This window comes from Stenotrophomonas sp. STM01 (assembly GCF_014852135.1).
Lineage (GTDB): Bacteria > Pseudomonadota > Gammaproteobacteria > Xanthomonadales > Xanthomonadaceae > Stenotrophomonas > Stenotrophomonas capsici.
In genome coordinates this window covers 1,951,938-1,970,347 of record NZ_JACVBA010000001.1, presented here as the reverse complement: position 1 = coordinate 1,970,347, position 18,410 = coordinate 1,951,938, and the positions used below count along the sequence as shown (strand labels likewise).

At 69.9% G+C, this 18,410-nt stretch carries 17 protein-coding genes; 11 read left to right on the top strand and 6 right to left on the bottom strand.

What is annotated here, in order from left to right; translation table 11 throughout:
• Positions 1 to 291: 291 nt before the first annotated feature.
• Entirely contained in the window at positions 292 to 765 is a 474-nt protein-coding gene (locus IB227_RS09145) for a YetF domain-containing protein (RefSeq protein ID WP_192287085.1), read from the top strand.
• Positions 766 to 968: 203 nt separating this feature from the next.
• Here IB227_RS09145 and hemF read toward each other — a convergent pair whose 3' ends face one another.
• The 5 genes from hemF to IB227_RS09120 all read right to left on the bottom strand — a co-directional run bounded on the left by hemF (position 969) and on the right by IB227_RS09120 (position 6,966).
• Positions 969 to 1,871 (bottom strand): oxygen-dependent coproporphyrinogen oxidase, encoded by a 903-nt coding sequence (gene hemF, locus IB227_RS09140; protein ID WP_192287084.1) that lies wholly within the window; start codon positions 1,869 to 1,871, stop codon positions 969 to 971.
• A 44-nt stretch (positions 1,872 to 1,915) separates the two neighbouring features.
• On the bottom strand, positions 1,916 to 3,472 hold the full coding sequence (locus tag IB227_RS09135) for a hypothetical protein (protein ID WP_192287083.1): 1,557 nt from the start codon (positions 3,470 to 3,472) through the stop codon (positions 1,916 to 1,918).
• A 16-nt stretch (positions 3,473 to 3,488) separates the two neighbouring features.
• Positions 3,489 to 4,067: a hypothetical protein gene (locus IB227_RS09130; protein WP_192287082.1), complete on the bottom strand. Its 579-nt coding sequence runs from the start codon at positions 4,065 to 4,067 to the stop codon at positions 3,489 to 3,491.
• 37 nt (positions 4,068 to 4,104) lie between these two features.
• Positions 4,105 to 4,527 (bottom strand): NUDIX domain-containing protein, encoded by a 423-nt coding sequence (locus IB227_RS09125; RefSeq protein ID WP_132863844.1) that lies wholly within the window; start codon positions 4,525 to 4,527, stop codon positions 4,105 to 4,107.
• Positions 4,528 to 4,599: 72 nt separating this feature from the next.
• Entirely contained in the window at positions 4,600 to 6,966 is a 2,367-nt protein-coding gene (locus IB227_RS09120) for a S9 family peptidase (RefSeq protein WP_192287081.1), read from the bottom strand.
• A 727-nt stretch (positions 6,967 to 7,693) separates the two neighbouring features.
• On the opposite strand from IB227_RS09120, the gene IB227_RS09115 reads away from it, so the two are divergent.
• The 3 genes from IB227_RS09115 (at position 7,694) to IB227_RS09105 (ending at position 11,532) form a co-directional block, all read left to right on the top strand.
• Positions 7,694 to 9,082, top strand: a complete 1,389-nt coding sequence (locus IB227_RS09115; protein WP_192287080.1) for a cytochrome ubiquinol oxidase subunit I — start codon at positions 7,694 to 7,696, stop codon at positions 9,080 to 9,082.
• Position 9,083: 1 nt separating this feature from the next.
• Complete coding sequence (gene cydB / locus IB227_RS09110; RefSeq protein ID WP_192287079.1) at positions 9,084 to 10,097, top strand: cytochrome d ubiquinol oxidase subunit II; 1,014 nt, start codon at positions 9,084 to 9,086, stop codon at positions 10,095 to 10,097.
• 94 nt (positions 10,098 to 10,191) lie between these two features.
• Complete coding sequence (locus IB227_RS09105; RefSeq protein ID WP_192287078.1) at positions 10,192 to 11,532, top strand: AMP-binding protein; 1,341 nt, start codon at positions 10,192 to 10,194, stop codon at positions 11,530 to 11,532.
• Between the two features lie 25 nt (positions 11,533 to 11,557).
• On the opposite strand, the gene IB227_RS09100 is transcribed toward IB227_RS09105, so the two are convergent.
• The gene (locus IB227_RS09100; protein ID WP_165931144.1) at positions 11,558 to 12,568 is read right to left on the bottom strand and encodes a pteridine-dependent deoxygenase; all 1,011 of its coding nucleotides are present in this window, start codon (positions 12,566 to 12,568) and stop codon (positions 11,558 to 11,560) included.
• A gap of 199 nt (positions 12,569 to 12,767) precedes the next feature.
• On the opposite strand from IB227_RS09100, the gene IB227_RS09095 reads away from it, so the two are divergent.
• From IB227_RS09095 to IB227_RS09065, 7 genes are read left to right on the top strand one after another with little or no spacing between them, the layout of a single operon-like run.
• A complete protein-coding gene (locus tag IB227_RS09095) occupies positions 12,768 to 13,037 on the top strand; it encodes a phosphopantetheine-binding protein (RefSeq protein ID WP_192287077.1) in 270 nt (89 codons plus the stop codon).
• A gap of 5 nt (positions 13,038 to 13,042) precedes the next feature.
• Positions 13,043 to 13,765, top strand: a complete 723-nt coding sequence (locus tag IB227_RS09090) for a ketosynthase (RefSeq protein WP_192287076.1) — start codon at positions 13,043 to 13,045, stop codon at positions 13,763 to 13,765.
• Between the two features lie 50 nt (positions 13,766 to 13,815).
• Positions 13,816 to 14,112 (top strand): beta-hydroxyacyl-ACP dehydratase, encoded by a 297-nt coding sequence (locus tag IB227_RS09085; RefSeq protein WP_192287075.1) that lies wholly within the window; start codon positions 13,816 to 13,818, stop codon positions 14,110 to 14,112.
• Positions 14,109 to 15,077 carry an acyltransferase gene (locus IB227_RS09080; RefSeq protein WP_192287074.1) on the top strand — a complete coding sequence of 323 codons (969 nt, stop codon included), beginning with the start codon at positions 14,109 to 14,111 and terminating at the stop codon, positions 15,075 to 15,077. Before IB227_RS09085 ends, IB227_RS09080 begins: the two co-directional genes overlap by 4 nt.
• Complete coding sequence (locus tag IB227_RS09075) at positions 14,989 to 15,642, top strand: LolA-related protein (RefSeq protein WP_225591637.1); 654 nt, start codon at positions 14,989 to 14,991, stop codon at positions 15,640 to 15,642. Before IB227_RS09080 ends, IB227_RS09075 begins: the two co-directional genes overlap by 89 nt.
• Complete coding sequence (locus IB227_RS09070; RefSeq protein ID WP_318639531.1) at positions 15,618 to 17,978, top strand: MMPL family transporter; 2,361 nt, start codon at positions 15,618 to 15,620, stop codon at positions 17,976 to 17,978. The genes IB227_RS09075 and IB227_RS09070 overlap by 25 nt, the downstream gene beginning before the upstream one ends.
• Positions 17,965 to 18,396, top strand: a complete 432-nt coding sequence (locus IB227_RS09065; RefSeq protein WP_192287073.1) for a phosphotransferase — start codon at positions 17,965 to 17,967, stop codon at positions 18,394 to 18,396. The genes IB227_RS09070 and IB227_RS09065 overlap by 14 nt, the downstream gene beginning before the upstream one ends.
• The last annotated feature ends 14 nt before the right edge of the window (positions 18,397 to 18,410 follow it).

Genomic DNA, 18,410 nt, shown 5'->3' with positions numbered 1-18,410 from the left:
ATTTGTTTTGAAAAGGCTTGGATTCTTCACGAACCGTCAAGGTTCGTAGTGGTGATATAGCCCTCGACAGGCGCAATACCTGTCGCGGATCTCTCCCATCCCCTGGAGCAGATCTCGGAGCGGGGATTCCTCCCCAAATACCCGCTCCCCGGCCCCGTCGACCCCCCCCTGGTCGGCGGGGCTTCTTTTTTGGCGATCCTGGAACCGCCGGCCTGCTCCGGTGCCGGTCGTCGCACCGTGTTGATGGGCATCGCCCGAGCATGGGGGCGACGCATAGTCGGGAGACGAGGAATGCCGGACCTGTTCGCGCTGTCGATGCCGTGGTGGGAGTTCATCCTGCGCGCGGTGGTGGTGTACGTGGTCGTGTTGACGATGGTGCGGGTGGCCGGCAAGCGCGCGCTGGGGCAGTTCACCCCGTTCGACATGCTGCTGCTGATCCTGCTCGGCAACGCGGTGCAGAACGCCTTGCTGGGGCAGGACACGTCGCTGGGCGGTGGGTTGATCCTGGCCGCGACGTTGATCGTGCTCAATTACTTCGTGGGTTGGGTGACCACCCGCAGCCCGGCGGTGGAGCGCGTGATCGATGGCGAGCCGGTGGTGCTGGCCCGGCATGGGCAGGTGCTGCACAGGGTGTTGCAGCGCGAGCTGGTGAGCAAGGCGGACTTCTCGCGGGCCATGCGTGATGCCGGCTGCGAGAACATCGACGAGGTGGACCTGGCGCTGCTGGAGATCAATGGGCACATCACCTTCCTGCGCAAGGCCTGAGGTGGTGCGGGCAGAAGCAGAAGCTACCCCTCCCCAGCCCTCCCCTGCTGCGCAAGGGAGGGAGCGGTTCGATGCGATCGATCAGATCACCGTGCGACCTGTCACCGCGCACTCTGCTTCTGCCCCCTCCCTTGCGCGGCAGGGGAGGGTTGGGGAGGGGTGCTGTCGAGGTTCGCGCCGGACGCGCCGCCGGGGCTGTAGCCTCAGCCGGCCAGCCAGTCGCGCGGGACCAGGTACTCGGCCAGGCGTGCCTCGTCGCTGCCGGTCTCCGGCTGGAAGCCGTACTCCCAGCGTACGCGCGGGGGCAGGCTCATCAGGATGCTCTCGCTGCGGCCGCCGCTCTGCAGGCCGAACAGCGTGCCACGGTCGTAGACCAGGTTGAACTCGACGTAGCGGCCACGGCGATACAGCTGGAACTCGCGCTCGCGTTCGCCGTACGGCGTGTCCCTGCGGCGTTCGACGATCGGCAGGTAAGCATCGAGGAAGCCGTCCCCGACCGCACGCAGGTAGGCGAAGTCGGTGTCGAAATCGGCGTGCAGGTCGTCGAAGAACAGCCCGCCCACGCCGCGCGTCTCGTTGCGGTGCTTGATGAAGAAATACTCGTCGCACCAGCGCTTGTGCTCGGCGTAACGGGTGTCGCCATAGGGCGCGCACAGATCACGGGCCACGCCGTGCCATTGCCGCACGTCCTCGTCGAACGGATAGAACGGGGTCAGGTCGAAGCCACCGCCGAACCAGGCGGCGACTTTCTCGCCGTCGCGTTCGGCCTGGAAGTAGCGCACGTTGGCATGCGTGGTGGGCAGGTACGGGTTGCGCGGGTGGAACACCAGCGACACCCCGCAGGCGCGCCACGAGGCACCAACCAGCTCCGGGCGGCTGGCCGAGGCTGACGGCGGCAGGCGGGTGCCGGCCACGTCGGAAAAGCCGATGCCGGCCTGTTCGAACACCGCGCCTTCGCGCAGCACGCGCGTGCGCCCACCGCCCCCCTCGGCGCGCTGCCAGCGGTCCTCGATGAAGTGGGCCTGGCCGTCGGCCTGCTCGATGGCGGCGCAGATGCGGTCCTGCAGGCCGGTGAGGTAGTCGCGTACGCGGTCGAAATCGTTCATGTGGGTACTCGGGTGCGGGCTGCCGACGGGCTGGCGGGCGGAGTTTACTTGCGATGGGACGTGCGGTTGCCGGCCTGTGCCGGTGCGTCATCCGCCGCGGCGGGCTCGACGGCCTGCATCAGCCGCGCGCCCATGCCAAGCATGGCCCAATCGGTGGTTTCGTACAGGTCGCAGGCCACGTGCCTGCCGGTGCCGTCCTGTTTGCAGAGGGCCAGCAGCTTGCCGGGGATGTCCTCATCGCCGGTGTGCTCGTAGACGCTGCGCAGGTTCTCGCACCCGGCGCGGACGCCTGCCCGGCACAGCGTCTGGTAGTACGGGGCGGCACCGGCCCAGTCGCCGGCCAGCGCCTTGCGATGGCCCAGCGTGTTGCAGCCCTGCAGCTTGCCGGCGGCGCAGCAGGCCTGTGGATCGGTACCGGCCGGGCAATCCTGCTGCAGCGGGGTTTCGGCGTATGCGACCGGGGCACTGCAGTGGGTGGCGCCGCCGGTGCGCTGGTACAGCGCGTAGCGGTTCCATTCGTCCACGCCCAGCAGCTGGCCGCTGGCCAGGGGCTGCAGCACGAAGTCGCCGCCCTTGTCGTGGCGTATCCGCACCGCACCGCCTTCCAGGCGGGCACGCAGCACGCTGTTGCCGGACATCGATACCAGGCCCTGGTCAGCGAAGGACAGGGCATCCATCAGGCCGGTGCTGGCGGCATAGTCGCCGCACGGCAGGGCCGTTGCCGCTACCGCGGTCAGGTCGGCGACGTCCACCGCGGCCAGCGCCTGGGCGCGCCGGCAGGTGCGTTCCTCGCCGCCAGCGGCGCAGGCCTGCTGCAGCGCCTCGCGGGCACCCGGGTACCGGCCGGCATCCAGATGCGCGTCGGCCACCTTGCCGCAGAAACCGGCGTCGGGGTGGCGTTGGCACAGCTGCAGCACCTCGTCCAGCTGCACGGCGGGCAGCGCGGGCGCCGGCCCACCGGCCAGCGTGCCGGCCATGGCCTTGGCCAGCGCCAGGCCCAGCGCCTCGCGCGCGGCGGCACGGCAGGCGGCTTCGTCGAAGGCCGGTGTGCCTTCCCTGCAGACCGCCGGCTCGGCCAGGTCCGGCTCGGGCAGGTTCGACGGCTGGCCGGTACGCGCCTGCTCGACGTAGCTGGACAGCAGGCGTTCGCAGGCGAACGGAAGGTCCTCCTGACACCATTGCTTCAACTGCACCGGGGGGGCGCTGTAGGCGCTGTCCATGCAGCCGTCGATGTCGGCGCGGCAGCTGTTGGCCGGCGCGGCGGGGGAGGCGTTGCAGCGCGCCGTGCTTTCCAGCACGTAGTCGCCGAGCAGGCCGCCGATACGCTTGCCATCGGCGCTGAGCGTGTAGTCGGCGCTGAAGCCGTTGGACAGGTCGGCCGCATGCAGGGTCTGGCCCTGCTGGCGGATCAGGTAGCGGGTCGGTGGCTGGCCGTCGTAGATGCGCACGGCTTGGTGGTTGCTCTCCACGATGAAGCGGGCACCGCCATCGACGGCCTGGTAGATGCCGCAGGCCAGTGGCGTAGCCGCCATCGCCGGCAGGGTGGGAAGCAGCAGCGCGGCAAGCAGGGCCAGCAGGCGCGTCCGGAACGAGTGCGACATGGGAACTCCGGGGAACTCAGTGGAACAGGTCGCGGACGTCGCGCCGTTGCAGCTTGATCGCCAGCCAACCATGCAATGCCGCGATCGCCAGCGAACTCACCAGCAGGGTGATCAGCAGGCTCCAGCGGCTGAAGGCCATCTGCGCGCGCATCTCGGCGCCCTGCGGCGAGCTGAGGAAGTCGGCAGGGAAGATCGTCAGCATGCTGTTGAACATGCTGTCCATCACCGGGATGAAGGCGAAGTTGCCCAGCGCGACCAGCAGCAGGAACACGATGAAGCCGATGCGGCCCCATTCATGGCGCTTGAGCATGGCCCAGCACACCACGACGAAGGCGATGCAGAACAGCAGCAGCGCCACGCTCAGGCTGAAGGCATGCGCGTCGGTCCACTGGATCCAGTCCGGGATGACCAGGCCGTCGCGCTGCATCAGCGCGACGATGTCCAGGCGCCCGAGCAGGACCACCATCAGCAGTTGGAACAGGCACCAGACGATGCCCAGCGCCCCGAGTGCCAGTGACAGCTTGGCGGTGAGGTCGATGAAGCGGTCGGCACTGGAACGGCGGGGCGGGGCGGTGGGCAGGTCGGGTGGGCTCACGGTCGGCGGCGCTTGGAAAGTGGCGCCACTATCGCCGTTATGTGCCGGTATGCCCAGCCTTGACCAGCCACGCATGTGCAGCCGGGAGCTGGTGTCGCGCGCTGAGCGGGGCCAGCGTCACGCCATGCGGCGGTTGCAGCGGAACCCACGCCAGCTCCGCGATTTCGGCCTTCACCTGCGGTTGGCCGCTGACGCGGACCAGGAACGCCTCACCCTGCACGCGGCGGCCGGGCTCGTTGACCGCGTCCTCCTCGAACACGCCCAACGGCTGCGCGCTGTCGACGTCGAGCTGCACGCCCAGTTCCTCGAACAACTCGCGTTGCAGGGTCTGCAGCGAGGTTTCGCCAGGCTCGCGCTTGCCGCCGGGCTGGATGAAGGTGTCCGAGCCGTGCTTGCGGACCACCAGCACGCGCTGTTCGGCGTCGAGGAGGATGGCGGTGACGATCTGGATGGGGGACATGGACGGTCGGGGATCGGGGAGTGGCCGGGGGTAGAACCCCAAGGGCGCCTTGCGGCGCCCTTGGCGTGGTGCTTACTTCAGCTCCTGCTCGAACAGCTTCAGGATGCGCTTGTACTGGTCCAGCCAGGAGTCGGCGCGGGTGTAGCCGTGGCGTTCCAGCGGGTAGGGCGCGATCGACCAGTTGTCCTTGTGCAGCTCGATCAGCTTCTGGGTCATGTTGACCGAGTCCTGGAAGAACACGTTGTCGTCCATCATGCCGTGGGCGATCAGCAGGGTGTCCTGCAGGCCTTCGGCGTACTCGATCGGCGAGGAGATGCGGTAGGCCTCCGGGTCGATGTCCGGGGTGTTGAGGATGTTGCTGGTGTAGGCGTGGTTGTACTGGTTCCAGTCGCCGACCGGGCGCAGCGCGGCGCCGGCCTTGAACGTGCCCGGCGAGCGGAACAGCGCCATGTAGGTCATGAAGCCGCCGTAGGAGCCGCCGTAGATGCCGGCATGGGCGCGGTCACCCTGCTTGGTGGTGACCAGCCAGTCCAGGCCGTCCAGGTAGTCCTCCAGTTCCGGGTGGCCCATGTTGCGGTAGATGGCCGTGCGCCAGTCGCGGCCGTAGCCGGCGCTGCCGCGGTAGTCCATGTCCAGCACGATGTAGCCCTGCTGCACCAGCAGGTTGTGGAACATCTGCTCTCGGAAGTAGTTGGAGTAACGCGCGTGCACGTTCTGCAGGTAACCGGCGCCATGCACGAACATGGCGATGGGGTACTGCTTGCCCGGCTCCAGTGTTTCCGGGCCGTAGTACTTGGCCCACACCGGTGCGGCGCCGTGCCGCGAGGGCACCTGCACCATCTGCGGCTGGATCCATTGGCGTGCCTTGAACTCGGCGCTGCGGGTGTCGGTGAGCGTGCGGGCTTCACCGCCGGCGGCCGGCTGCACGGCGATCTGCGCCGGCAGGTACGGGGCCGAGTAGCGCACCAGCAGCTGCTGGCCATCCGGCGACAGGCTGAAGTCCTCCACGCCGTCGAGCGCGGTCACTTCGCGCACGGCACCGCCGTTGACGTCGACGTTGCAGACTTCGTAGTCGCCGGGCCACTTCTGGTTGCACAGGAAGTAGAAGCTGCGGCCGTCGGCGCTGACCTCCGGTGCCGAGGTTTCCCAGTTGCCCGAGGTCAACGCCCTGGGCCTGGCGCTGCCGCTCTGCGTGTACAGGTGCGAATAGCCCGATTCCTCGGACAGCAGCCACAGCGTGCGGCCATCGGGCAGCCAGCCGAAATCGTTGAAGCTCCAGTTGATCCAGCCGCCATCGGTGAGGCGGTGGCGGGTTTCCAGGCGGGCATTGGTGGCGCTGGTGGTGGCGATCCAGCGGTCCTTGTTGTCGATGGCGCGCAGCATGATCGCGGCCTGGCTGCCGTCGGCGTTCCAGCGGATGCCGCCGCCCATGAACTCGCTCATCACTTCCACCGGGCGATTGCCCTTGAGCGCGTCCTTGCCGGCCTTGCGGCGCAGCTCGGCGAGCGGGTCGGTGGTGATGCCGGGCAGGCCGTCGAGCGCGAGTGGCTGGACCTTGCCGGTGGCCGCATCGACCAGCCAGAAGCTATTCGGCGCCGGATCGTCGCGGCCGACGCGGGTACGGGTGTCCTCGGCTTCCTCGTAGCCGGATTCGGTGACGTACAACGGCATCTTGCCGCCGCGGCCCTCGTCGTAGCCCTTGGGCTTGGTCGCCACCACCAGGTGACGGGCATCGGGCGAGAGCACGCTGTCCACGATCTCGACGTCGCCGCCGAGGAAGACCGGCGCCGGTGCGCGGGTCGGGTCGGCCTGGCGCCAGCGCTCGCCCTGGTCGCGCAGTTCCTCGCGCTGGGCGCGGTCGTTGCGCAGCGTGGCCAGGGTACGCATCTGCTGGTCGCGCAGGGTGTCGGCCTTGGGCGGGTCGGCCGGGTTCTTGTCGGCCTTGAGCTGGACGACCTGGCGGGTGACGCCGCTGCGGGCGTCCCAATGGAACCAGTTGTTGGCCACGTTCCAGATCACGCCGCCGTCGGTGGCGAAGTTGACGCCGCTGGCGCGTTCGTTGCTGCGGGTGAGCTGGGTCAGCGCGCCGCTGCGCAGGTCACGCACGAACACGTCGCCGTTGCGCACGAAAGCCATGCGCTGGCGGCTGCTGTCGTAGACGCGGCTGGCGGCATCGAGCGTGCCGCGCTGGTCGTCGGCGACCTGCTGGGCGACGCCGCCGGCGCTGGGCAGGCGGAAGGTATCGCGCACCGCGCTGCCCTTGCGCTTGAGGGTGTATTCGACCTGCTGGCCGTTCCACGACCACCAGGCCGATTCCACCGGCGGCCCGATCCAGTCCGGGTCGGCCATCGCCTGTTCGATGGTGATCGGCGTGGGCGCGGCGTGGGCGCTGCCGAAAGCAGTCAACAACAGCAGGGACAGGGGCAGGATTCTGGGCATTGCGGGCACCGGTGGAGAAAACCGGGCAAGCGTAGCAGGCAGCGGTTTTGCCGGGCTGGGCCACAGGTCATGGCGGCCGGATTCCGGCGCGGGAGCTGCCGGAATCGGCAAGGTCTGCAAGGTTGTGCGGGATGACGCCTTCCCTTGTGCGGCAGGGGAAGGCCGCGGGGGAGAGCACCCCTCCCCAGCCCTCCCCTTTGCTTCGCAAAAGGGAGGGGGCCGAAGCGGGGTTTGCCGGAGGCGTTCGGATCGCGGGGAAGGGCCCCCTCCCTTGCGCAGCAGGGGAGGGTTGGGGAGGGGTCGCTTTTGATGTCGCTGTTTGGGGCGGGTCGCGGGGAGCACCCCTCCCCGGCGCGCCCCTTTGCTTCGCAAAAGGGAGGGAGCCGAAGCGGGGTTTGCCGGGGGCGTTCGGATCGCGGGGAAGGGCCCCCTCCCTTGCGCAGCAGGGGAGGGTTGGGGAGGGGGCGCTTTTGATGTTGCTGTTTGGGGCGGGTCGCAGGGGAGCACCCCTCCCCAGCCCTCCCCTTTGCTTCGCAAAAGGGAGGGGGAAGAAGCGGGGTTGCTTCACAGAAGTGAGGGGGGAAGAGGCGGGATTTGCTTCGCAAAAAAAGGGGAGCGTGGAAACGGGCCTCGCTGCGACCGATTGACGCACTGCGACAACCGGTCACATCCGGTCTTCACGAATACAGGACCAAAATGGACCAGTTTCCAGAAGCGAGAGGCCGGCGTGGACGCGCTATTGCTGTCACGGATCCAGTTCGGGTTCGTCGTGAGTTTCCATGTGCTGTTCCCGGCCTTCACCATCGGCACCGCCAGTTGGCTGGCATTCGTCGAATGGCGTTGGCTGCGCACGCGCAACACGGTGTGGCGTGAACTGTTCTTCTTCTGGCAGAAGATCTTCGCCGTGTCGTTCGGCATGGGCGTGGTCAGCGGCATCGTCATGGCCTTCCAGTTCGGCACCAATTGGCCGCGCCTGAGCGAAGTGGCCGGCACCGTGATCGGCCCGCTGCTCACCTATGAAGTTCTCACCGCGTTCTTCCTGGAAGCCAGCTTCCTGGGCGTGATGCTGTTCGGCTGGGGCCGGGTGTCGCCGCGCCTGCACTTCTTCTCCACCTGCATGGTGGCGTTGGGCACGCTGTTCTCCACGTTCTGGATCCTGTCCTCCAACAGCTGGCTGCACACGCCGGCCGGCTACACGCTGGTCGATGGCATCGTGCATCCGCAGGACTGGTGGCAGGTGGTGTTCAACCCGTCCTTCCCGTACCGGCTGGCGCACATGGCGCTGGGCTCGTTCATCACCACCTGCTTCGTCATCGGTGGCGTGGGCGCGTGGTACCTGCGCCGCGGCGTGCACCTCGAAGCCGGCCGCAAGATGCTGACCGCGGCGGTGGTGTTCGCCGCATTGACGGTGCCGCTGCAGATCCTGGCCGGTGACATGCACGGGCTGAACACGCTCGAGCACCAGCCGATGAAGATCGCCGCGATGGAAGGGCACTGGCACGACACCCCGCCCGGCGAAGGCGTGCCGCTGGTGGTGTTCGCCGTGCCCAACGAGAAGGAAGAACGCAACGACTTCGAAGTCGCCATCCCCAAGCTCGGCAGCGTGATCCTGACCCATAGCGTGGATGGCACGTTCGCGCCGCTGACCTCGGTGCCGGCCAGCGAGCGGCCGCCGGTGGTGCCGGTGTTCTACGCGTTCCGCATCATGGTCGGCATCGGCACGCTGATGCTGGTGGTGGCCTGGTTGTCGGCGCTGCAGTTGTGGCGCGGCCGGCTGTTGCAGTCCAGGTGGCTGGTGCGTGGCTGGAACTGGATGCTGCCCAGCGGCTTCGTCGCGCTGGTCGCCGGTTGGTTCGTCACCGAGATGGGCCGGCAGCCGTGGGTGGTGTACGGGCTGCTGCGCACCGCCGATGCGGTCGGGCCGCAGAGCGTGTGGATGACGGTGCTGTCGCTGGCGGTCTACGTGGTCGGCTACCTGTTCGTGTTCGGCTGGGGCATCTGGTACCTGGTCAAGATCCTGCGCCATGGGCCGGACACGCATCCGCGCGGCGAGGAGGCGCTGCCGACGCCGGCGCGCCCGCTGTCCGGTGCCGACGAACCGCTGGAGGGCCGCTGACATGGACATGACGACCTGGCTGCCGGTGGCATGGTTCGCGGTGATCGGCTTCGGTGTGCTGATGTACGTGGTGTTGGACGGCTTCGTGCTCGGCATCGGCGTGCTGGCGCCGTTCGCCGAAGACGAGCAACAGCTCGACGTGATGATGAACACCGCCGCGCCGATCTGGGACGGCAACGAAACCTGGCTGGTGCTCGGTGGCGCCGGCCTGCTGGCGGCGTTCCCCAAGGCTTATGCGGTGCTGCTGTCCGGCCTGTACCTGCCGGTGCTGCTGCTGGTGGTGGCGCTGGTGTTCCGCGGGGTGGCGTTCGAGTTCCGCTTCAAGGCGCATCGCTCGCGGCGCTTGTGGAGCGTGTCGTTCGCGTTGGGCTCGCTGCTGGCCTCGTTCGCGCAGGGCGTGATCCTCGGGGCGCTGGTGCAGGGCCTGCCGGTGGAGGACGGCCACTACGTTGGCGGTGCGTTCGGCTGGTTCAGCCCGTTCTCGATGCTGACCGGCGCGGCGGTGGTCACCGGCTACGCGCTGCTCGGCAGCACCTGGCTGATCCTCAAGACCGAAGGCCGGGAGCAGGCATTGGCACGCTCGCTGGCGCGGCCGCTGACGGTGGCGGTGATCGTGTTCATGGGCCTGGTCAGCACCTGGCTGCCGTTCCTGCAGTCCGGGGTGATGGAGCGCTGGTTCAGCGATGGCAACTTCTGGTGGCTGGCGCCGGTGCCGTTGCTGACCCTGGGGGTGGCCGTTGCGCTGTGGCGCAGCGTGATGCACCCGCGCCGCGACCTGCCGCCGTTCCTGCTGACGCTGGCGCTGTTCGTGCTGGGCTTCATCGGCCTGGTGCTGGGCATGTGGCCCTACCTGCTGCCGCCGTCGATGACCTTGTGGCAGGCCGCCGCACCGACCTCGTCGCTGGGCTTCAGCATGGTCGGGCTGGTGCTGCTGCTGCCGGTAATCCTGGGCTACACGGTGTGGTCGTATCGCGTGTTCCGCGGCAAGGTCACCGCCGGCACCGGCTACCACTGAACCGCGCGGGCTTGCCAGCGGGGCGGGCTGCGCCCAAGCTGGCCGCCCGCCGGGCGCACCGCGCCCGTGTCACCACAGAGGTTGTCGCAGTCGCATGTCGCATGTCCCGGTGTCCGTTCCGCGTCCGTCCCTACCGCTTGCCGTGGGTGACGGCGGGCGCCTGATCGCCGCCCATGCCGGCATGCAGGTGGACCTGGACACCTTCCTGGCGCAGGTGCGCGGCCTGGCCGCGCGGCTGCCGGCCGGCGCGCACGTGGTCAACCTGTGCGAGGACCGCTATCGCTTCCTGGTCGCGTTCTGCGCGGTGGCCGTGCGCGGGCAGGTCAACCTGTTGCCGCCGTCGCGGGCGCGGGCGGTGGTCGAGGACGTGATGCAGCGCCACGCCGATGCCTATTGCCTGGCCGATACCGATACCGGGCAGCTGCCCGAGGGTTGCGTCATGCTGCCCGAGGTGCTGCCGGTGGCCGAGGGCGCGCCGCCGGCGCTGGCCGCCGACCAGCGCGTGGCGATCGGCTTCACGTCCGGCAGCACCGGCGTGCCGACGGCCAACCCCAAGCACTGGGGGTCATTCGTGGCCGGCACCGCGCAGAACCTGGCCGCGCTGCAGGACCTGTGGGGCCAGGCGCAGCCGTCGATCGTGGCCACGGTGCCGTCCCAGCACATGTACGGCATGGAGATGGCGGTGCTGATGCCGTTGCTGGCACCGGCGACGCTGCAGGCCGGGCGGCCGTTCTTCCCGCAGGACGTGGCGCAGGCGCTGGCCGGGGTGGCCGCCCCGCGCCTGTTGGTCACCACCCCGGTGCACCTGAAGGCGCTGGTGGAATCGGGCGTGTCGCTGCCGCCGCTGGCCGGCATCGTCACCGCCACCGCACCGCTGCCGCAGGCGTTGGCCATCGCCGCCGAGCAGCGCTTCGGCACCGAGGTGCGGGAAATGTTCGGCTCGACCGAAACCTGCATCATCGCGCGCCGCCGCACCGCACTGGAGGAGGCCTGGCAGCTGCTGCCGGGCGTGCGGCTGAGCCCGCAACCGGACGGCACCCTGGTGCAGGCCGCGCACCTGGCCACGCCGGTGCAGCTGGCCGACCTGGTGGAGCTGCTGCCGGCGCAGCGTTTCGTGCTGCGTGGCCGGCGCGCGGACCTGCTGGAAATCGCCGGCAAGCGCGCCTCGCTGGGCGACCTGACCCGCAAGCTGCAGGCAGTGGCGGGCGTGCGGGACGCGGTGGTGGTGCAACTGGCCGCCGAACCCGGCCACGCGGTGGGCCGCATCGCCGCGCTGGTGGTGTCCGAGCGCGAGGAAGCGGACATCCTGCGCGATCTGCGCGCGTTGATGGACCCGGTGTTCCTGCCGCGCCCGCTGCGCAGGGTGGACGTGCTGCCGCGCAATGAAACCGGCAAGCTGCCGCGCGATGCGGTGCTGGCGCTGCTGGGGCAGTGACCTGCGCCGCCCCGGGTGACAACCCTCAGGCGTCGTGGACGCCGTCGATCTCCACGCGCAGGTCGTGCCGGCACACCACCGCATTGAGCACCAGGTAGGGCAGGTCGGCGGGCAGGCGTTGCGCCAGCATCCGGCGCACATCGGCAACCTCCTCAAGGTTGCGCACGTACACCTTGAGCCGGCTGCCGTGCCCGAACTGCTCCGGCAAGCCCGGACGATGGCGCCGCGCCGCGCCGATCAGCGCCTCGAAGTTGTTGAAGGTTTCCTGCAGCTGGCGCTCGGTGCTGTCGCCGTGCAGGGTCGCGTGGCCGACCACGCTGGCGGTGCCGGACAGCAGCAGCGGCAGCCGGCTACCGGCCGCGGCCAGCATGGCGCGGGCAAAGCTCGGGGACTGCGGGCCGTACTGGCGCGGGTAGTGGTAGGCGCTGACCTGGCGCGGGTTCTCCAGCGGCGTGCCGGGCACGCGCGCGGCCAGCCAGTACACCTGCAGCACGCGCACGCCATCGACGCGACCGATGGCGGTGGCGGCCGGCAGGGTGCCGGTATCGATCGTGCCGATGCCCCGGGCGCGGCCCACGCAGAACTGGCGGTAACGCTCCTGGTCGCCCTCGCCCTCGATGATGGCATCCATGTAGTTCCAGATGCGCAGCAGGTGCGGGTAGCCCTGTGCGGGCAGGGCCGCCAGCAGGTGCGTGTAGGCATGCTCGGCGGCGTTGCGGATGCCGCCGTGCGCGGCTTCGACCACCTGCATCGCGCCGAACATCAGCGCGCCATCGCTGGCCCAGGCCATGCCCTCGGCATCGCGGCCGCGGCTGACCGGGTACGGGCTGCGCCAGACCTCCAGCAGTGCCGTTCCCACCGCTTGCAGGCCGACCTGCAGGTAGCGCGGGTCGTCGGTCGGCGGTGCCGTGTCGCCGGCCTGGAAGCCGAAGATCGCCAGCACGTGCTCGTCGGCCAGCAGCTCCGGCAGGCGCGCCGGGTCGACGTAATCCACGTCCAGTGCCGCCACCTGGGCCGGTGTGGTGCGTGCGTTCATCGCGCACCGCCGTGTCGCCCCGCGGGGCGGGACGGGAGGTGGGACATGAAGGCGGGGCGGGGACGGAGCTTGGACGTCATTGCACGGTGGATCAGGCTTGCAGAGGGGCCAATGATAGCCTGCGCGCCGCTGCGGCCATGGTTGCGCTGGGCGCGGCGATGCCGGATCGTTGCGGCTTCATTTGGTCGTGGAAGTGGAAATGTCGCAACAAACCGAAGCCGAACGCGAACTGGCAGGGCTGCTGGTGGAGAGCCTGAACCTGGAAGACGTGGACCCGGCGCAGATCGACCCGGAAGCGGCCCTGTTCAACGACGGGCTGGGGCTGGACTCGATCGATGCACTGGAGCTGGCGCTGGCCATCAGCAAGCGCTACGGCTTCCAGCTGCGTTCGGACAACGACGACAACCGCCGCATCTTCGCCTCGCTGCGCGCGCTGTCGGCGCACGTGCAGGCCAACAAGGCCGCCTGAGCACGATGAACCCGGCCAGCCATGAACCCGGCCACGGGCCGGTGGCGCTGGCACTGCGCGTGATCCTGCTGCTGGCCTACCCGGTGCTCTCGCACGTGGCCAGCCTGCGCAGCGAGGGGGCCTGGGCGGCGTTGGCGCTGTTCGGCCTGGTACTGCTGTGCCTGCTGGAGCCGCTGGCGCGGCGGCGCGCATCGGCCTGGCTGGCGTTGTTCGCCTCCGGCCTGCTGCTGTACGGGGTGGGGGCCTCGCGCTGGGCCTGGATGCTGCTGCTGGCCCCGCCGGTGATGTTCCCGCTGCTGGTGGCCTGGGGGTTTGCCCGCTCGCTGCTGCCCGGCCGGGTGCCGCTGATCGGCCGCATCGTGCAGGCCCTGTACCAGCGCGCCGGCATGCCGGTCACCGCGGTGCTGGAGCGCTACACGCGGCGGCTGACCGCGGCCTGGGCGGTGGTGTTGAGCCTGCTGGCGGCGATCAACCTGGGGCTGGCGATGAGCGCCGTCCCCGACGGGCTGCTGGCGGCCTTCGGCCTCCAGCCGTGGTGGCCGGTCACCCACGAGCAGTGGTCCTGGTGCGCCAACATCGCCGACTGGGGCCTGATCGGCGGCTTCTTCGCGCTGGAATACGCGGTGCGCTCGCGGCTGTTCCCCACGCGCCCGTACCGCAACGCGCTGGATTTCATGCGCCAGATGGGCCAGCTGGGGCCGGTGTTCTGGCGCGACCTGCTGCGCTGAGTGGCGGCCCTGTCGTTATCCTGTGCGGCCCGGCCCGTCGACTGGACGCCATGCAGTTCGTGATTGCCCCCGACCATCCCTGCCTGCCCGGCCATTTCCCGGGCCGGCCGCTGGTGCCGGGCGTGGTGGTGCTGGAACAGGTGCTGCAGGCCATCGCGCGCGACAGCGGGCGGGCACCGGCGGCGCTGCGGCTGCCGCAGGTCAAGTTCATGGCACCGCTGTTGCCGGGCGAGTGTGCGCGGGTGGAACTGGACGGGCAGGCGCCGCGCTGGAAGTTCCGCGTGCTGCGCGAGGACACCGTGCTGGTGCGTGGCGAGCTGGTGCTGGTTGACGAGGCCGTTGCATGAGTGACGCCGACTGGAAGCAGCGCCCGGAAGGCGGTGGGCGCCGTGCCATCCGCCTGATCGGGCTGATCGCCCGGCGCGGCGGGCGTGGCATCGCCCGCGCCTGCCTGTACCCGATCACCGCCTACTTCTTCTGCGTGCGCGGCAGCGAACGGCGCGCCTCGCGCGACTACCTGCAGCGGGCGCTGGGCCGGCCCGCGCACCGTTGGGACGTGGCCCGCCACATCCACACCTTCGCTGCGACCATCCTGGACCGGGTGTTCCTGCTGGCCGGGCGCACGCGGCTGTTCGACATCCGTACCGAAGGCACCGCGCAGCTGCTGGAGCAGATCGACCAGGGTCGCGGGGTGCTGCTGTTCGGCTCGCACCTGGGCAGCTTCGACGCGTTGCGCGCGCTGTCGCGGCAACGCCCGGACCTGAAGCTGCGGGTGCTGCTGGACATCTCGCACAACGCGGCCATCAGCGAGCTGCTGGCCGAGCTGGACCCGGCGCTGGCCGCCGGCATCATCGATGCCGGGCAGGACGGGCCGAGCATCGCGCTGGCCATCCAGCAGGCGCTGCAGGAAGGGGCGATGGTGTCGCTGCTGGTGGACCGCGCGCGTCCGGGCGAGGCCGTGGTCAAGGTGCCGCTGCTGGGCAGCCCGGCGCCATTCCCGGCCGCACCGTGGTTGCTGGCCAGCGTGCTGAAGGCGCCGGTGATGCTCGCCTTCGGCCTGTACCGCGGCGGCAATCGCTACGATCTGTGCTTCGAGCCGTTCGATGCGCGCGTGGACATCCCGCGCGCGCAGCGCGCAGACGTCCTCACAGCGCTTATCCAGCGTTACGTCGACAGGCTGGAGCATCACCTGCACGGTGCTCCCTACAACTGGTTCAACTTCTATGATTTCTGGCAAACCGAAACTCCGTCCCCGCCTGCTCGGCCTGCTGCTGGCGAGCCTGGCGACACCGGCGCTGGCCAGCGAGGTTGATGCCGGCTGGATCCTGCGCCAGCTCGCGCAGCCGGCGCCGAGCCAGACCGGCTTCGTCGAGCTGCGGGGTTCGGCCCTGCTGAAGGAGCCGCTGCGCGTGGAAGGCCAGTACCGTCGCCCGGATGCGGCCACGCTGGTCCGCCAGGTGCGCGCGCCCTATGCCGAGACCACCACGATCGCCAATGGTCAGGTCAGCATCGACCGCAGCGGCAAGCCGCCGCGCGTGTTCTCGCTGCAGCGGGTGCCCGAGCTGGCCGACCTGCAGGCCAGTTTCGGCGCGCTGTTGTCCGGCGACTTGGCAAGGCTGGAGCAGGCCTACCGGCTGCAGGCCTCCGGCAGCGCGCAGCAGTGGCAGCTGGTGCTGACGCCGCGCGCCGAGGCGCTGGCACGGCGTGTGCGCGCGGTGACGCTGCATGGCCAGGGCAAGGAGCTGCGCTGCATCGAGACCCAGCCGGCACGCGGTGACCTGCAGCGCACATTGCTGGGCAGTGCCGCCGCGGCGGCGGCCAACCTGCGCCAGGCCGACGCATTGGCCGCGCTGTGCCAGGCCGGTGGTGCGCGTTGAAGCTGACCGCGCCGCAACGCATCGGGCTGGCGATTGGCTGGCTGCTGTTGCTGGGCTTGCTGACGGCCTGGATCAGTTCGCGCATGCAGGTCAGCGGCGACCTGCGCAAGTTCATGCCCGATGCGCGCACCCCCGCGCAGAAGCTGCTGCTCGATGAACTGGGCGAAGGCCCGGGCGCGCGGTTGCTGCTGGTGGCGTTGTCCGGGGCCAGCCCGGCACAGCTGGCCGCGCAGTCGCGCGAACTGCGCGCCACGCTGGCCGCCGACACGCAGTTCGAGCTGGTCGCCAATGGCGAGCAGGCCGGGCTGGAGGCCTTCCCCGAACACTTGTTGCCGTATCGCTACCTGATCCACGCGCTGCCGGCCGATGCGTTCTCCCGTGCCACGCTGGGCGATGAGCTGCAGGCGCGGTTGCAGGACCTGGGCTCGCCGGCCGGCGGCCTGATCGAACCGTTGCTGCCCTCCGACCCCACCCTGCAGCTCCTGCGCGTGGCCGAAGCGCTGCAGCCGGCCACCGCGCCGCAACGCATCGACGAGGTCTGGTTCGACCACACCGGCACCCAGGCACTGCTGCTGGTGCAGACCCGCGCCGCCGGCTTCGACCCGGGCGCGCAACAGGCGGCGGTGGACGCGATCCAGGCGGCGTTCACGCACGCGGCCGGGACCAGCGGCAGCCGCATCGAGCTCAGCGGGCCGGGCGCGTTCTCGGTGAAGATCGGCAACCGCACCGCCAGGGAAGCCAGCACCATCGGCACGCTCGACACGATCGGCATGGTCCTGCTGCTGTGGCTGGCCTACCGCAGCTGGAAGATGCCGATCCTGGGCTTCCTGCCGTTGGCCAGCGCCGGCCTGGCCGGCCTGGCGGCGGTGGCACTGGGCTTTGATGGCGTGCATGGCATCACCATCGCCTTCGGCTTCACCCTGATCGGCGTGGTGCAGGACTACCCCATCCATTTCTTCAGCCATGAGCGCCCGGGGCGCTCGTCCTGGGACAACGTGCGCGCGCTGTGGCCAACCCTGGGCACCGGCGTGATCGCCACCTGCATCGCCTACCTGACCTTCCTGTTCTCCGGGGTGGAAGGGCTCAAGCAGTTGTCGGTGTTCACCATCACCGCCCTGGCCACCGCGGCGCTGGCCACCCGGTTCGTGCTGCCGGCGCTGGTCGACCCGGCCACGCGCGACTTCGCCGATTCCAGACCGCTGGCGCGGGTGTGGGCCTACACCCGGCACCTGCCACAGCCGCGCTGGTCGCTGCTGGCGCTGGCACTGCTGGCCGGCGCGGTGGTGTCGTGGGCGCCGGGCCCGTTCTGGCAGAACGACCTGGGCCGGCTGACCCCGGTCGACCCGCAGGACCTGCAGCGTGACGCCCAGTTGCGCAGCGAGCTGGGCGCGCCGGACGTGCGCTACGTGATCGCTCTGCGCGGCAATGACGTGCAGGCCGCGCTGGAGGCCAGCGAGCGACTGCGCCCGGCACTGGATGCACTGGTCGACAGGGGTGCGCTGGAGCGCTACGACATGGCCGCGCGTTACCTGCCCAGCGCCGCCACCCAGCAGCAGCGGCAACGGCAGCTGCCGGACGCGGCCACGCTGCGCACCGCGCTGGCCGAAGCGGTCGCCGATACGCCGTTCCGCAGCGATGCGTTCGCGCCGTTCCTCGCCGATGTCGCACATGCACGCGCCGCGCCGGCGCTGCAGCCGCAGGACCTGCAGGGCACGCCGCTGGCCACCGCCGTGGGCGGCCTGCTGGTGCAGGGGCAACAGCACAGCACCGCGTTGGTCTCGCTCAGTGGCCTGCACGATATCGCCGCGCTGGCCGCCGCCGCACGCACCCAGGGCGGTGAGCTGCTGGACCTGAAGAACGCCTCCGAATCGCTGGTGGCCGACTACCGCGGGCGCGTGCTCGCTGCACTGGCCGTGGCGGTACTGCTGCTGTCGGCCACGGTGTGGGCGGCACTGCGCACGCCGCGCCGGGTGGTGCGGGTACTGCTGCCGATGGCGCTGAGCACGCTGCTGGTGCTGGCGGTGCTGCGTGGCCTGGGCGTGGAGCTGAACCTGTTCCACCTGATCGGGTTGATCCTGGCCGCCGGGCTGGGCCTGGATTACGGGCTGTTCTTCGAGCATGCCGGCGACAGCCACGCCGACCAGCTGCGCACGCTGCACGGCCTGCTGGTGTGCAGCGTGATGACGCTGCTGGTGTTCAGCCTGCTGGGCCTGTCCTCGATCCCGGTGCTGCGCGCGATCGGCAGCACGGTGGCGCTGGGCGTGGTGTGCAATTTCGTGCTGGCGCTGCTGGTGTCGCGCCATCCACTGCAGGAGCAGGCCGATGATCGGGCGTGAGCAGATCCTGCAACTGGTGCCGCACCAGGGCGGGATGTGCCTGTGGGATGAGGTGCTGGACTGGTCCTCGCAGCAGATCAGGCTGCGTGCGTTCAACCACCGCGATCCCGCCCACCCGCTGCGCAACGGCGGGCAGCTGGGGGCGATCCACCTGTGCGAGTACGGTGCGCAGGCAATGGCCGTGCACGGTGGCCTGCGTGCACAGGCGCGTGGCGGTGCGGTGACCCCAGGCGTGCTGGTGGCACTGCGTGACGTGCAGCTGCACGTGGCCCGCATCGATGATCTGGATGGCCCGTTGCTGGCCCACGCGCAGGTGCTGGTCGAGGCCGATGGCAGCCAGCAGTACGCCTTCACCGTGCACCATGGCGAGCGGCTGCTGGCCGAAGGCCGTGCGGCGGTGATGCTGCGGTTGCCGTGATTCCCTTCTTACCT